At 50.1% G+C, this 14258-nt stretch carries 12 protein-coding genes; 5 read left to right on the top strand and 7 right to left on the bottom strand.

The features are described from left to right. Positions 1 to 7: 7 nt before the first annotated feature. Together OSQ85_RS08545 and OSQ85_RS08540 are read right to left on the bottom strand one after the other, a co-directional pair. Positions 8 to 994 (bottom strand): YhdH/YhfP family quinone oxidoreductase, encoded by a 987-nt coding sequence (locus tag OSQ85_RS08545; RefSeq protein ID WP_265822443.1) that lies wholly within the window; start codon positions 992 to 994, stop codon positions 8 to 10. Between the two features lie 11 nt (positions 995 to 1005). After that, entirely contained in the window at positions 1006 to 2172 is a 1167-nt protein-coding gene (locus OSQ85_RS08540) for an iron-containing alcohol dehydrogenase (RefSeq protein WP_265822442.1), read from the bottom strand. Between the two features lie 120 nt (positions 2173 to 2292). On the opposite strand from OSQ85_RS08540, the gene sppA reads away from it, so the two are divergent. Beyond that, the gene (gene sppA / locus OSQ85_RS08535; RefSeq protein WP_265822440.1) at positions 2293 to 3150 is read left to right on the top strand and encodes a signal peptide peptidase SppA; all 858 of its coding nucleotides are present in this window, start codon (positions 2293 to 2295) and stop codon (positions 3148 to 3150) included. 3 nt (positions 3151 to 3153) lie between these two features. Next, positions 3154 to 3345: a hypothetical protein gene (locus OSQ85_RS08530; protein ID WP_265822439.1), complete on the top strand. Its 192-nt coding sequence runs from the start codon at positions 3154 to 3156 to the stop codon at positions 3343 to 3345. Between the two features lie 7 nt (positions 3346 to 3352). Here OSQ85_RS08530 and OSQ85_RS08525 read toward each other — a convergent pair whose 3' ends face one another. After that, positions 3353 to 4993, bottom strand: a complete 1641-nt coding sequence (locus tag OSQ85_RS08525; protein WP_265822437.1) for a SulP family inorganic anion transporter — start codon at positions 4991 to 4993, stop codon at positions 3353 to 3355. A 277-nt stretch (positions 4994 to 5270) separates the two neighbouring features. Here OSQ85_RS08525 and OSQ85_RS08520 point away from each other — a divergent pair, with 277 nt between their 5' ends. Together OSQ85_RS08520 and OSQ85_RS08515 are read left to right on the top strand one after the other, a co-directional pair. Continuing rightward, the gene (locus OSQ85_RS08520; RefSeq protein WP_265822435.1) at positions 5271 to 6794 is read left to right on the top strand and encodes a YifB family Mg chelatase-like AAA ATPase; all 1524 of its coding nucleotides are present in this window, start codon (positions 5271 to 5273) and stop codon (positions 6792 to 6794) included. 161 nt (positions 6795 to 6955) lie between these two features. Next, positions 6956 to 8992 carry a PAS domain-containing sensor histidine kinase gene (locus tag OSQ85_RS08515; RefSeq protein WP_265822433.1) on the top strand — a complete coding sequence of 679 codons (2037 nt, stop codon included), beginning with the start codon at positions 6956 to 6958 and terminating at the stop codon, positions 8990 to 8992. A 4-nt stretch (positions 8993 to 8996) separates the two neighbouring features. Here OSQ85_RS08515 and OSQ85_RS08510 read toward each other — a convergent pair whose 3' ends face one another. The 4 genes from OSQ85_RS08510 to kamA form a co-directional block, all read right to left on the bottom strand. Continuing rightward, on the bottom strand, positions 8997 to 9344 hold the full coding sequence (locus tag OSQ85_RS08510; protein ID WP_265822432.1) for a response regulator: 348 nt from the start codon (positions 9342 to 9344) through the stop codon (positions 8997 to 8999). Further along, positions 9334 to 11391: a PAS domain S-box protein gene (locus tag OSQ85_RS08505; protein WP_265822431.1), complete on the bottom strand. Its 2058-nt coding sequence runs from the start codon at positions 11389 to 11391 to the stop codon at positions 9334 to 9336. The genes OSQ85_RS08510 and OSQ85_RS08505 overlap by 11 nt, the downstream gene beginning before the upstream one ends. Before the next feature lie 95 nt (positions 11392 to 11486). Next, positions 11487 to 12314 (bottom strand): putative beta-lysine N-acetyltransferase, encoded by an 828-nt coding sequence (gene ablB, locus OSQ85_RS08500; protein WP_265822429.1) that lies wholly within the window; start codon positions 12312 to 12314, stop codon positions 11487 to 11489. After that, positions 12304 to 13620: a lysine 2,3-aminomutase gene (gene kamA / locus OSQ85_RS08495; RefSeq protein WP_265822427.1), complete on the bottom strand. Its 1317-nt coding sequence runs from the start codon at positions 13618 to 13620 to the stop codon at positions 12304 to 12306. The genes ablB and kamA overlap by 11 nt, the downstream gene beginning before the upstream one ends. A 205-nt stretch (positions 13621 to 13825) precedes the next feature. Between kamA and OSQ85_RS08490 the strand changes: the two genes are divergently transcribed. Then, positions 13826 to 14257: a 23S rRNA (pseudouridine(1915)-N(3))-methyltransferase RlmH gene (locus OSQ85_RS08490; RefSeq protein WP_265822425.1), complete on the top strand. Its 432-nt coding sequence runs from the start codon at positions 13826 to 13828 to the stop codon at positions 14255 to 14257. The last annotated feature ends 1 nt before the right edge of the window (position 14258 follow it).

The following is a 14258-nucleotide window of genomic DNA, read 5'->3' as shown; positions in this document are numbered from 1 at the left end:
TGTATTTTCAGAGCCTTATCACTGTGCGTCCGGCGGCCTTTCCGTCCAGCATGGCTTTTATTTTTTCATCAAGCCCGCTGAGGTCTGTTTCCGCAGTGAACTCGGCGAGTGCGGCAGGTTTCCATTCCCCCGCAAGCCTGTTCCATGCCTTGATCCGCTTATCCTTCGGGCATTCCACGGAATCAACCCCTATGAGGCTTATCCCGCGGAGGATGAACGGGAAAACATTGATGTTAAGCTCCGGAGAGAGTGCGAGACCGCAGCAGGAAACAGCGCCGCCGTATTTAACTGATTTCAGCATGGCGGACAGGGCGCTTCCGCCGAGAACATCTATACCACCGTCCCACACGGGCTTCATAAGCGGCTTTTCCGAACCTGCGGTGAAGTCAGTAACGGAGATGACGTTTTCTGCTCCGAGGCTTCTGAGGAAAGGCTCAAGCTCCGGCTTACCGGTGACAGCCCATGGGGAAAAGCCTTCGGCAGCCAGAATTGAGAGAGCTACGCTCCCCACGCCGCCTGTTGCCCCTGTCACCGCTATGCTTCCGCCCCTGAGTCCCGAATGCAGCAGTCCGTCCACGCAGAGCGCAGCGGTGAGCCCCGCCGTGCCTAGGGACGTGCTCTCCTTCATTGTAAGCCCGTCAGGCAAGGGGAGAACCCACGCGGACGGAACACGTATATACTCTCCGAAGCCGCCTGAGGTGTTCATGCCGAGGTCATAGCCGGTGACAATTACCCTGTCGCCCTCTTTGAAGCTGCCGTCAGTGCATTTAGCCACCTCCCCGGCAGCGTCAATGCCGGGGGTGTGAGGATATTTTTTCGTAACGCCTTTATTGCCGGAGGCTGAGAGCGCATCCTTATAGTTCAGGGATGAATAGCGTACACGGATCAGTACCTCACCCGCGGGCAGATCATCCGTGCTGCGTTCGGTGATATTTCCTGAGTATGTGCCGTCTGTGTTTTCAGATACTACGTAAGCCCTGAATCCGATGCCCATATCCGCCTCCGTCAGTAAGCCATTTTGAGAATGGCAAGTATATCCTTTGATTTAAGCTTTCTGAACTCGCCTATTTCACCGAATCGCACAGCGCCTTCGGCCATTTTCTGAAGCGAATCCTCCTCCACTCCTGTTTCGGAGAGCCTTGCCGGGAGCCCTATGGAGCTGTAGAAGGCTCTCAGGCGGTCAATCCCCTCAAGGGCGGCGGCTTTTTTATCATCTCTTTCCGCAACGCCGAAAACATTTACCGCGAGACTGTAGAATTTATCGGCATTGCTGTCATCCATCACATATTTCATCCAGTTGGGAAAAAGGATCGCAAGCCCTGCCCCGTGGGAGATGTCAAATAATGCACTCACCTCATGCTCTATGGAGTGGTTCGCCCAGTCCCCTTCCCTGCCGAGGGAGAGGAGGGTGTTTAAGGCAAGGTTCCCCGCCCAGAGAATTTCCGCCCGCGCTGTGTAGTCGTGCGGGTTTTCCATAACTACCGGCGCGTATTTCAGGCATGTTTTCAGCAGTGCTTCTGAAAGCCTGTCCTGTGTGAAGGTGTCCGGCGTGGGGGAGAAATACTGCTCGAATATATGGCTCATTATGTCCGCAATGCCCGCCGCAGTGTGGAAGGGGGGCACGGTGTACGTGTATTCGGGATCAAGTATGGAAAACTTAGGCCAGAGTATGGGTGAGTACACCGCCAGCTTCTGACCTGTTTCGATGTTTGAGATTACTGCGTTTCCGTTTGATTCCGAGCCGGTGGCAGCGAGGGTGAGCACTGTGCCTATGGGCAGTGCTTTGTTTATGGCGGCTTTGCGCAGGCAGAAGTCCCACGGGTCGCCTTCATAGTTCACTGAACCCGCTATGAGCTTGGCGCAGTCTATAACGCTGCCGCCGCCGACAGCGAGGATGAAGTCTATGTTCTCCTCCCTGCATATGCGCACACCTTCGCGCACGCTTGTTATGCGGGGGTTAGGCGCGATTCCGCCCAGTTCTGTGTAAAAAAGCCCTCTGTCCGTGAGTTTGTCCGTGATGGTACGGAAAAGTCCGTCCTGTTTTATTCTTTTACTGCCGTAGCAGATGAGCACACGTGTTGCGCCGTATTTTTCTATCTGTCTGCCCAGAACCTTTATCTGGTTTCTGCCGAAGAAGATTTTAGTGGGGATGTTCAGTGTGAAGTTGTCCATTTATTGTCCTCCGTATTAATATAAGGATAGCATTTATACGGATTGGTTCAAGCCCCGTGTTCCCTATATTGCCTTTACTGTGTGCCTTTATTCTGGTATTAATCCGTTAAAGAGGGCGCTATGAAGAAAAACATAGGGAAAACAGCAATAAAGGTAATTATGGTTCTGCTCATACTCGGTCTGGTGGGCAGGGCTGTTTATGTTCTCAGCGGTGCACAGAGCGGTCATCTGCCGGAAAACACCGTGGCGGAGCTTTCGATAACCGGGATAATTTACGATGCTGATTCGGTTATAGAATCCCTTGAGGAACTTTCCAAAAACGAGAAGGTCAAGGGGATTATCATCAGGGTGAACAGCCCCGGCGGTGTCATAACGCCGACCAAGGAAATTTTCGACTATATCCAGACAATCAACAAGCCTGTTTATGCCTCCATGGAGAGTGTGGCGGCCTCCGGCGGATATTACGTTTCCGCTGCCTGCGACCGGATATTTGCCATGCCCACCACAATTACGGGGAGCATAGGGGTTATAATGCAGCTTTCCAACTACGAAAAGCTCATGAACACCATAGGCATAAAAAACTTTTCGCTGAAAAGCGGGGAATTCAAGGATATAGGCTCACCTGACAGGGAAATGACCGAGGCGGAGAAGCAGATCCTCATGACCACCGTGATGGATATGTATGAGCAGTTTATAGAGGATATACAAAAGCGCAGGAATATGGATGAGGCTGTGCTCCGCGCACAGGCGGACGGCAGAGTCTTCACCGGAAAACGCGCCTTTGACATGGGCTTTGTGGATAACCTCGGCAGCAGAAGGGACGCTTTCGAGGAGATGAAAAACGAGCTCAAACTTGAAAATGTGGAACTGAGAAACTTTGATAAAAAGATCTCCGTGTGGGATAAATTCTTCGGCAGAGTCGAAGGGCTGAATCTTGCGGGCGGAGCTCACTTCATGTATCTGTACAAAGGGTATTGAAAAATGCGTGTTTCGCTTCTGATCGCGCTTGCACTGGCTTTTCTGCTCTCTTCATGCACCAAAAGAAACATCTATGAAGGGATTCAGGCAAACGAGCGCAGGCAGTGCGAAGAACTCAGGGGAACAGACAGGGAAGACTGTCTGAAAAGGGCTGAACAGTCATACGACGAATACATGCGCGATATGGGGAAATAACCGCGGCTTAAAGGCTGCTCAGCTGCGGCGCGGTCTTCTTTTTCTCATCTTCGCATATGTGCTTTCTTGCGTGTGCAAAGGCTCCGCCCAGTGTAGGGAAAATATGCTGAGGCGGGAGATACCCGTTTATTTCAAGATCCGTAAGCCTTTCTTTCAGCGCGTCATTTGCCACTATCATGGCTATTATGCCGCTCTCTTTAATATTCACCAGCATTTCCGTGAGGGCGAAAAAACCCGAATAATCTATGAACGGAACCTTTGAACAGTTGAATATAATCACCTCATTGTCCAGTATGCTCCCCACCTTTCCCACAACCTGAGTTGCGGAACCGAAGAAGAACGGGCCGTTCACATCCACAACCCTTATCTGATGCCTGTTGCCCGCCGGTGAACCGCAGGGGGCGGAGTCTGCCGTTTCCAGATCCACGTCATCAACCTGAGTCTGTGTCTGTGTGGATATTCGGTAGGTGAGAAGAACGGAGGCCGCCACAAGCCCCACACCCACAGCCACAATGAGATCCACAAAGACCGTAAGCACAAGGACAATGGACATCACCGCTATGTCATGCCGCGGAGCCTTGCGGATTATTTTCAGGAAACGGTAGTCCACAATATCAAACCCGACCTTGATCAGTATCCCCGCCAGAACAGAGAGAGGCACTCTCTCAGCCTGTTCACCGAAGCCGAGAACGAACCCCAGAAGGAGAAGTGCATGTACGATCCCGGAGAGTCTTGTTGTTCCGCCGGATTTGACATTTATTACCGTGCGCATAGTTGCTCCCGCGCCGGGGATTCCGCCCGCCAGAGAGGAGAGCATGTTTCCCAGCCCCTGACCGAAAAGTTCCTTGTTGGGGTTATGTTTGGTACGGGTGAGCGAATCCGAAACAAGGGAGGTGAGCAGGCTGTCAATGGAACCGAGTACGGCGAGGCTCATCGCCGTGGTAACTATAAAAGTAAGCTGCGATATGGAAAACACCGGCAGATGAAACGAGGGCAGCCCGGATGGAATGTGGCCTATCACCGCAGTGTTAAATCCCATGAAACCGGCAAAAGCGGTTACCCCTATGAGCGCTATGAGCGGGGAGGGGAGAACGCGGGTCACCTTTTTAGGTGTGAGAAAAACAATGGCGAGGGTTATGAGCCCCAGCGCAAGGTCGTTTGGGCTGAAATCCGTGAAAATCCTGCCCGCCTCTGAAATCGCCATGATCGGGGAGCGCACGCTTCCGGCTCCGGTGAGCGGATGGATCTGGAGCAGGATTATAATTATGCCGATCCCAGTCATAAAGCCGGATATTACAGGATAGGGGATGTAGCGGATCAGTCCGCCTATGCGGCAGAAACCGAGAAGTACCTGAAACAGTCCGCCGAGGAAGATTATAGTGATGACAAAGGTCATATCCCCGTGGTAGAGAGCAACGGCGGATGCGGTAACCACCGTCATGGGGCCTGTGGGACCTGAAATCTGCACAGGTGTTCCCCCGAAGACTGCTGCTGTCAGCCCCAGAATTATTGCGCCGTAAAGCCCGGCCTGCGCACCTGCACCGCTGGCCACTCCGAAAGCCAGCGCAAGGGGGAGGGCAATAACCCCTGCGGTTATCCCACCGTATAAATCTCCTGCCAGCCGCTTTGTGTAGTCTCGCTTTCTCATAGGTTTGCCCCGCCTGTATGGGAAAGTTGTCAGTAAGCGCATGGGGTGGTTATGAACCATAACTTATAACCTGATTTTCCCTGTTTACTCAGCTTGTGTCAACCGCTTTTCAGGAAAAAGTTAAAAAAATATTGCTGCTGTATAAGCAGAAAATGAAATTTATTTAATAACAGTTAAAATGCCTGAGCTGTTCCCCTGTACTGCGCAAGCCTTTACTATTGAACATATCCTGTTTATTGACATATACTCCCATATTGTGACGGATTACGGAGGGGAGATGTTTTGCCGTATTTTTTCCGCCCATGTGGCAGGGATTGAGGGGGTTCTCATTGAGGTTGAGGTGGACACGGCTAATGTAGGCCTCCCGTCGTTCAGCATGGTGGGGCTTGCTGAGACCTCCGTGCGGGAAAGCAGGGACAGGGTGCGCTCCGCCCTGAAAAACATGGGTTTCTCCATATTCAACAAGCCGATCACAATCAACTTCGCCCCTGCGGACTTCCGCAAGGAGGGGACGGGTTTTGACCTGCCTGTTGCTGTGGGTCTTCTCAAATCCGCCGGGCACATAGACGCAGATACGGATAAAACCCTTTTCATAGGGGAACTTTCGCTGGACGGAAAGCTCCGCCCCGTGAGCGGGGTTTTGTCTGTAACCTATGCCGCCCGTGAGAAAGGGTTCGAGACTGTCATTCTGCCGAAGGAGAACATGGCTGAGGCCTCTCTCGTCAGCGGGATTAAGATAGGCGGTGCGGAAAACCTCTCGGAAGTGCTTGCGTGGCTTGGGGGAAACGGCGGGGTTACATTCGCCGGGAACAAGGATGCCTGTGAGCTTCCCGCCCGTGAGCTCATGCATGATTTCAGGGATGTAAAGGGGCAGTTCACAGCCCGCCGTGCAGCGGAGGTTGCCGCCGCCGGAATGCACAATATTCTCATGATCGGCCCGCCCGGAAGCGGCAAGACAATGATTGCCCGCAGGCTGCCGGGGATTCTGCCTCCGCTGGATATGGAGGAGGCTATAGAAACTCTCAAGATCCATTCTGTTGCGGGGCTTGTGAGGAATGTTTCCGATATAAGCTTTGAGCGCCCCTTTGTTTCGCCTCATCACACAAGCAGCTCTGTCTCAATAGTCGGGGGAACCTCCCGCGCCAAGCCCGGTCAGGTGAGCATAGCCCATAACGGAATACTCTTCATGGACGAGTTTCTGGAGTTTAACCGCAGTGTTCTTGAAACCCTCCGTCAGCCTATGGAGGACAAGGAGGTAACAGTGGCCAGAGCGGACAGAACAGTGAAATACCCTGCCTCGTTCATGCTTGTGGCAGCCTGCAACCCCTGCCCCTGCGGCTATTACGGCGATTCCAGACGGGAATGCACCTGCGCCCCCTCTCAGGTGCAGAAGTACCGCGCGCGCCTTTCAGGGCCTCTGCTGGACAGAATAGACATACATATGGAAGTGAAGGCGGTGGATTTGAAGGAACTGGCAGGGCTTGATGACGGAGAATCCTCCGAAAGCATGAGAGACAGAGTGATGAACGCCCACCGGATGCAGAAGGAACGTTTCAGGGGCGAGAAAATTCTCCTCAACTCCCAGATGGGTGAAAGGCAGATAAAGAAATACTGCAGGCTTGATGATAAAAGCATGAAACTTCTGGAAAATGCCTGCGACCGTTTCGGTTATTCCGCCAGGGCATATTCCAAAATCCTTAAAGTTGCCCGCACACTCGCTGATATGGATAACAGTTCTGATATTCAGTCTAAGCATGTGCTGGAGGCGCTCCACTACAGGCTTCTGGACAGGGAAAACTGAATAATAGCTAAATAGCGTATAAAAAGACTTTTTTCACCAAAACCGTCCTCTTTCACACTGATTATTAACTAGTAAATTATTTTTCATAATAAGCTATATGTCTGTGTAAATTTTAGGTCAGCCGTGATAATATGAATCATAATTAAGTACTAGGGTCTAACTTGGAATCTGATAATGTTTTTATAAGTAAAAACGCTCTTTGTGATCTGCTTGGCCATTCTTTTGAGAATGCTTCTGCTCCGCTTATCTGGCAGTCGGAAAACGGGGATATTCTGAGGGTCAATGCTGCTGCCTGCGCTTATTTCGGCTACAGCGCAGATGAAATGACAGGTATGAATGCAGTTAAGCTGTGCCCTGATCTGGATGCGGAAGCTCTTAAGACAGAGTGGAGGGAAATACTCCGCAGCGGCAGTATCTCTCTGTGCGCCCGCCATATATGTGCAGACGGGGGGATTAAGCACGCCGAGATTGTAAAAACACTTATCAGCACCGGTGAACACAAAATATCTCTGGTAACCGTTGAAAATGTCAGCCCCCTGAAACAGAAGACGGATGAGGTTCAGTTCCTCTACGGGATAATGGATATGTCCAGCGATGCGATCTTTGTGATACGCGCTGCGGACGGAAGAGTGATGTATGCCAATGACAAGGCCTGTGTAAGCCTCGGCTACACCGCGGAGGAGCTTAAGGATATGCATCTGGATGCCTTCCGTGTGCATCCCGCGGAGTGGGGTTCTTTTACGGCTTATCTTAACAGGCTTTCTGCAGCTAATGTAAATATGCTCTACTGTGTCCACAGGCGGAAGGACGGCTCATGTTATCCGGTGGAGACAAGCCTGAAAACCTTTGTCCGGGATAATGAGAAATACAACATAGCCGTGGTGAGAGACATAAGCGAAAGGCTGCGTTTTTTCACTGAGCTTGAGGATAAAAACACAGCACTTGAAAAGCTGAACGATATGCTCTCCGCCGAGGTGGAGGAGAGGACAAAGAAGCTTCTTTTTACCGAGGAGAAATACGAAACCTATGTGAAGAATGCTCCTGATCCGATCTTTTTCACTGACGAAAGCGGCAGACACAGGGATGTCAACGGGGCTCTGTGCCTCATAACCGGATATACGAAGGATGAGCTTCTGGCTATGGACTTTTTCGGCCTTGTGGCGGAGGAGAGCTTATCTGACGCTAAGAGCGCCTTCTCAGATATGCTGAAAACAGGCAGAGCCTCTGTTTCTCTCAAACTGGCAAAGAAAAACGGCGAGAAGTTTTATATATACCTCAATACCGCGGAGGTCGAGGGCGGGGTGTACATGGGCATCTGCAAGGATGTAACCCGCAGCGTTCTCCTTGAGGAGGCGCTCAAAAAGCTCAATGAGGAGCTTGCGGAGCGTGTGCGTGAGGAGGTTGCGCTCAGGCAGAAGCAGGAAGGCTTCCTGTTTGAGCAGAAAAAGCTTGAGGATATGGGGCTGCTCATAAACGCCATAGCCCACCAGTGGCGCCAGCCGATAAACGCCCTGATTCTGTATATTCAGGATATAATGGACACTTACGACTCCGGCGAGCTTTCAAGGGAGTATATACACACATTCGAAACCGTGTGTAAGGATCTTATTATCCATATGTCCAAAACCATAGACGATTTCCGCACCTTTTTCGCCCCTGACAAGACAAAGACGCACTTTGATGTCGCGTCTGAGATTGTGAAGCTGATGAAGCTGCTGCGCGTTCAGATGCACGACAGAAGCATAAACTACCGCATTTACTGTATCTGCTCCGGAGAGATGCATGACTGTACCGAAGCGCCCGTCTGGGGGGACTGCCCGGAGGGAAGGACAACTGTTTACGGCTATCTGGATGAGTTTAAGCAGGCTCTGATGAATATTGTTTATAACGCCGTGGATGCCATTGAGGAAAAAATGAGCGGTGATGATATTAAGAAGGGCTTCATCAGGATAGAGATAGAAAATATGCTCCGTCAGGTTGTACTGCGCATAAAGGACAACGGAACCGGAATCAGCCCTGACAGACTGCCCAAGGTTTTTGATCCTTACTACACAACCAAGGAAGAGGGCAAAGGCACGGGAATAGGGCTCTACATGGCTAAGATGGTCATAGAAAAGCATAACGGCGGCAGAATAAACGCCGGCAACTCAGAGGAAGGCGCTGTCTTTGAAATAGTTATTCCGAAGTTTACTGACTGAGAAATTACTTCCCCAGCTCATCAAGGCATTTAAAAAATTCATCCCTGTCAATGGGTTTGAAGAGCTTTTTAACCCCCTGAATAACCTCCGCCTCTTCGCGGTAGGCTGTGGTTATGACAATTTTGGTATCAGGGCTTTCCTCTTTTATTTTTTCCACGAGTTCAAAGCCGCTCATTTCGGGCATAGCCAGATCAGTTATAACTATATCCGGTTTATGCTCACGGAAAACGGCAAGGGCTTCCTTACCGTTTTTAACGGTATAAACCTTCTTAAACTCTCTGGCCAGTATCATGGACATTATTTTACTGACCATGAAATCGTCTTCTGCGTAAAGAATAGTCTTATTCTTCATCACAGGCTCCCCCTTTGGGCAGTATTATTGTAAAGCAGGCTCCGTTTTCCGTGTTGGAGGCGGTTATTTTACCTCCCATGTGCTGTTCAATGAGCAGCTTTGTCATATAGAGCCCTATGCCGGTTCCTTTGCCTTCCTCTTTTGTGGTGAAGTAGGGTTCAAATATTTTCAGAAGATACTTATCCGGAATGCCCGTGCCGTTATCTGAAACTGTTATACATACAGAATCCTCCGGGCAGCATATGTCAATATTTATTTCTCCTCTTTTGTCGGAAAGCAGCACGGCGGATTCTATGGCATCTGCGGCGTTATATATTATGTTTATCACAGCCTGCCGGAATTCGCCTGCGTAGCCGTAAACGAAAGCTCCGCCGCCTGCAGAGTATTTTCCGCTGTTAATGTTTATATCAATGTGTTTTGCCGCAAACTGAACTTCAATAAGCCTGCAAAGTTCGCTGATCTCCTTCACGGCATCATAAAGAATCTTCTTTTTATCCGGTGCGAAAAAAAGCCTGAAATCATCAATTGTGGATGAAATGTGCCTGATGATCCCCATGCTGGTTTCGGAAAAGGCTTTCATGTACTCATCATCGGCGAGACCTCTTTTCCAGAACTCATAGGCATCCTGCACATACAGTCCCAGAGCGTTTATCGGCTGTCGCCACTGGTGGGCGATGGCGTTTATCATCTGCCCCATATCTGCCAGTTTTTTCTGTTCCTGAATTATCTGTTCGTGCCGTCTTCTGGCTTCCACTTCTGTTCTGACCTGCTTTTTGAGGCTTGCGTTCATTTTTATCAGCTCATTTTCAAGCTGTACCGTGGCTGTGGCATCCTGGCAGAAGCCTATGTACCTGTCTTCTGCAAGCTTGAGTACGGATATGCGCATGAAAAAGGTTTCTTTATTTTTCCGCATAAACTCCAATGTGTCAGAAACAATTCCCTGCTCAAACAGAATCTCTTCCGCTTTGCGCGCATTCTCCATGGCATCCGCAGGCCACAGATCCGCAACGGTCATGGAGAGAAGCTCCTTCTCCCTGTAGCCGGTTACGCGGCAGGCCTCTTTGTTCACCTCAATTATCCGCCCGTTGTTATCTGAGATAAATATGCTCAGAGGAGCGTTATTTACATATGTGCGGTATTTATTTTCGCTGTATTCCAGCGCCCTCTGCCTTTGCATAAGTTCCTTATGGAAAAACTTGGCATCCAGCCAGCCTTTAAGCGCCGGAGCAAGCAGCATGACCGCTTTATTGAGTATTTTAACATCAAGTTCGTTGAATCCGTCCTCTTTTTCTGCAAGAACAATTTCGCCGAGAAGAAGATTTTTGTGAACAACAGGGGCGGCAATACAGTTGCTGAAGCCAATGTGACCTTCGGGTATGGAGACATTTTCATTCTCAACAACAATTCTTCTTTTACTGAGAGCCTCGCCCCAGATGCCGCTCCATGTCTCTCTGGGGAAGGAGGCGGAGGTTTTTCCTGTTTCAGGGAAAACGAGTGAGGGGCATACCAGTGTGCCGTCTATGTCTATGTAGCCTGCAAAACCGTGAAGGCATTTGATCTCTTTTCTGATAACTTCGAGAATGCCGCTGAATATGCCGCTTTCATCATTCATAAGGAATGAGTTCATAAGTCCAGCGTGCAGACGGTTATCAATTTCGGAGAGGGTTTTCTCCGTTATATCGTGAAAGATGTTAAATACGTACGGCTTACCATCAGCAATAAATACTGAGGAGTGGAACTCAAGGTGGTGCAGTCTGCCGGAGGAATCCCTGTGGCATGTCGTTACCGTGTCAACTCTGTTTTTCAGCACCTGCTCAACAAGCCTGAGTGTGCGCTCCGGTTTGGAGGTTGTTAAGTCCAGGATCCGTCTGGAGGTCAGCTCCTCAAAACTGTAGCCGTAAAGTCTGCATGCAGCTTCATTTGCATCGGTTATCCTTGTGGTTTCGGGATCAAAAGTAAGCATGCATGCGTTGGCGTGCCTGAATATTTGTCCGTAATCCGGTGCAGAGCCTCCGGACGGAGTTCTGCCTGAATTCAAAAATGTCATTCTCAATCCTTGGGTTGTGTATATGCTAAAGCATATATTTCCTGCTGTTAAAAGCAATAGAAATCAGGATTGAATATAAAGTTTAGAAGCCGGTTTCAGGCAAATTTATACCACACATTCATTGTTTCCGTTCCGCCGCAGATATTTGTGTTGTTAACCAGTCTGCCGCCGAAACTGTAGCCTCTTTTGGCAAAGGTGATGTTCATGCCGAAGGAAAGTGAGCGGGCGATGGTGTAAAAAGTGCTTATGCCGAGTTTCGGCACTTCCTGCTCCATTTTGGCCAGCAGCGCCCCGGCAAGGCCTTTGTTTCTCGCCTCCGGGAGGGTGGCAAAATCTGTCATCTCAGCGGCGCTGATGTACGGGTTCAGCTCGGCGCTGGCGAGGGCTGTTATCCTGCCGTTCTCCCTTATGCCGAAATATGCCGCGGATTCCTTCATTGTCTGCCTTATGTATTCAGGGTCATGTATGGGAAAGGGATATGATTCAAAAACCTGCCTGTAAACCCCGGCCATTTCTTCCGCATCAGCAGGTGTCATCCGTTCGCAGAGTTCCGTCATGGGGGGTTCGGCATCTTCCTGTTTGCTGCTGAGGGCTCTGAGCAGTATTTCGGACTGAAGCTTCTTTTCCCGCTCCTCCCTGCGTGCGGGGTCGGTGAATTTGGAGAGGAACACCGCCTTCTCATACGGAGCGTTTTTGAGGGGGAGCTCCGCCTCAGTTATGAAGCCTCTTTTTATAAATATCTCAGCTTTTTCCGCCGGAACTTTTGCTATTATTTTTGAATACCTGTTTTTTCCCGCAAGCTCCTCTGCCTTTGCCGCGGTCTCATCCCCGCAAGTGTCGGGGAAGGAGAGTATGTAGAGCCTGTCACTGAATTTTCCGTGGTGTACAGCCGCTCCGTCCAGATCTGTTATTTTATCCGTCATCGTTTCTTCTCCTCAGCCTTTCCGTGTCTTCGGGTATGAGGGTGATCTTGTCATCATAGTCCGCCATGAGCCTCTCTATGCCTATTGCCGCGGGATTTTCCTCCCCTGTGACATTAAGGACGAGGCTGCATGTATCGCAGTTTCTGTCGCAGAAGACAGGCTCGTATGAGTCAGGCTCCTTGTAGGAGCATATGACCCCTTCGTAGTTGCGGAGTATAACCTTATTTGTTGACCACGACACCAGATAGTTCGGGCTTACTGGTATTTTGCCTCCGCCGCCGGGTGCGTCTATTACATAAACAGGGACCGAGAAGCCGCTTGTGTGACCTCTCAGGGACTCTATGATCTCTATCCCCTTGCTCACAGGTGTGCGGAAATGAGACAGACCTTCGGAAAGGTCGCACTGGTAAAGATAATAAGGGCGCACGCGATGGCTTACAAGCTTCTGAACCAGCTTTTTCATTATATAAGGGCAGTCGTTCACCCCGGCGAGGAGAACAGACTGGTTGCCGAGAGGCACTCCCGCCGAGGAAAGCCTGCGCAGGGCGGCGGCTGAGGAATCCGTTATTTCTCTGGGGTGGTTGAAATGTGTATTCAGCCAGAGGTTAGGGTAGCTGCCCAGAAGAGCGGCAAGCTCTTCGGTAACCCTGTAAGGAAGGACAACGGGCATCCTTGTTCCTATGCGGATCACCTCCACATGCTCAATGGCGCTGAGTTCGTCCAGAATCCATTCAATGGCGGAATCTGTCAGCATGAGGGGGTCACCGCCGGATATAAGCACGTCTCTCACTTCGGGGGTCTTTCTGATGTATGCAAGCCCTTTCTCAAGGGTGTCCCTGCCGGGGATGAAGTCCCTGTCCCCGACCTTGCGCTTTCTGGTGCAGTGGCGGCAGTACATAGCGCACATATTGCTTACATGAAAAAGAACCCTGTCTGGGTAGCGGTGGGTTATGCATTCCGCAGGGCTGTCCTCATCTTCAGACAGGGGGTCGCTCATCTCCCAGCTTTCCGTAACTAGCTCATTAACTGAGGGGAAAGCCTGCCTGAATACCGGATCATCGCGCCAGTTTTCACGGTCTATGAGCGAGGCGTAGTATGGTGTTACTGCTATGGGAAATTTCTCAGCCGTCATTTCAAGGCGCTTTCGTTCCTCCGGCGTGAAGCTTATTCCCAGCACATCCTCAAAGGTTTTTATGTCCTTAATCGTTTTGCGGAGCTGCCAGTGCCAGTTTTTCCAGTCCTGCATGCCGGAATCAGGCTGAATGGATTCGGCTATGGATTTTTGGTTAGGTGTATATATACTCACCGTTGCCTCCTTTATTTTTATTAATTATAACTCATATGATTATGTTTTCAACATGAAATATAGATATATGCATGAATAAAACAGGTATAAATAGCTATATAAGGCTGATCAGGCGGCTTTTAAGATTATTTTGATGTTAAAAGTTCCTTAAATGTGCCGTTCTTGGTTGACAAACAGAAAGCCCTCTGATATTTCCGTTTAATTTATGAAACTGAAGATCGTGATGTCCTCGCGGATACGTGACAAGGCTGTCGAAGAACTTACTGCGGAATATGTGAAAAGAATGGGCGCATATGCCGAGTGTTCCGTGGTTGAGGCTTTTTCGGCCAACAAGGCAAAGCAGCTTCCTCTCCTGCTTAAGGCGGGCGAAGGCGCTCTGGTGGGTATGGACCCGAAAGGGAAAAGGTTCACCAGCGAAAAATTTGCCGGCTGGCTCGAAAAAAAGCTTGAAGAAAACGGCGCGGTTACTTTTTTTATCGGCGAGGCAGACGGACTGCACGAAGAGCTTAAGGCCCATTTAGACGATACCGTCTCTCTCTCGGACATGACAATGGCGCACAGAATAAGCCTTGTTGTTCTCGCAGAGCAGCTTTACAGGGCATTAACAATAATTAAGGGTCATCCCTACCATAAATAGG

Source organism: Geovibrio ferrireducens (genome assembly GCF_026226615.1).
GTDB lineage: Bacteria > Chrysiogenota > Deferribacteres > Deferribacterales > Geovibrionaceae > Geovibrio > Geovibrio ferrireducens.
This window is presented reverse-complemented; position numbering and strand designations above follow the sequence as displayed.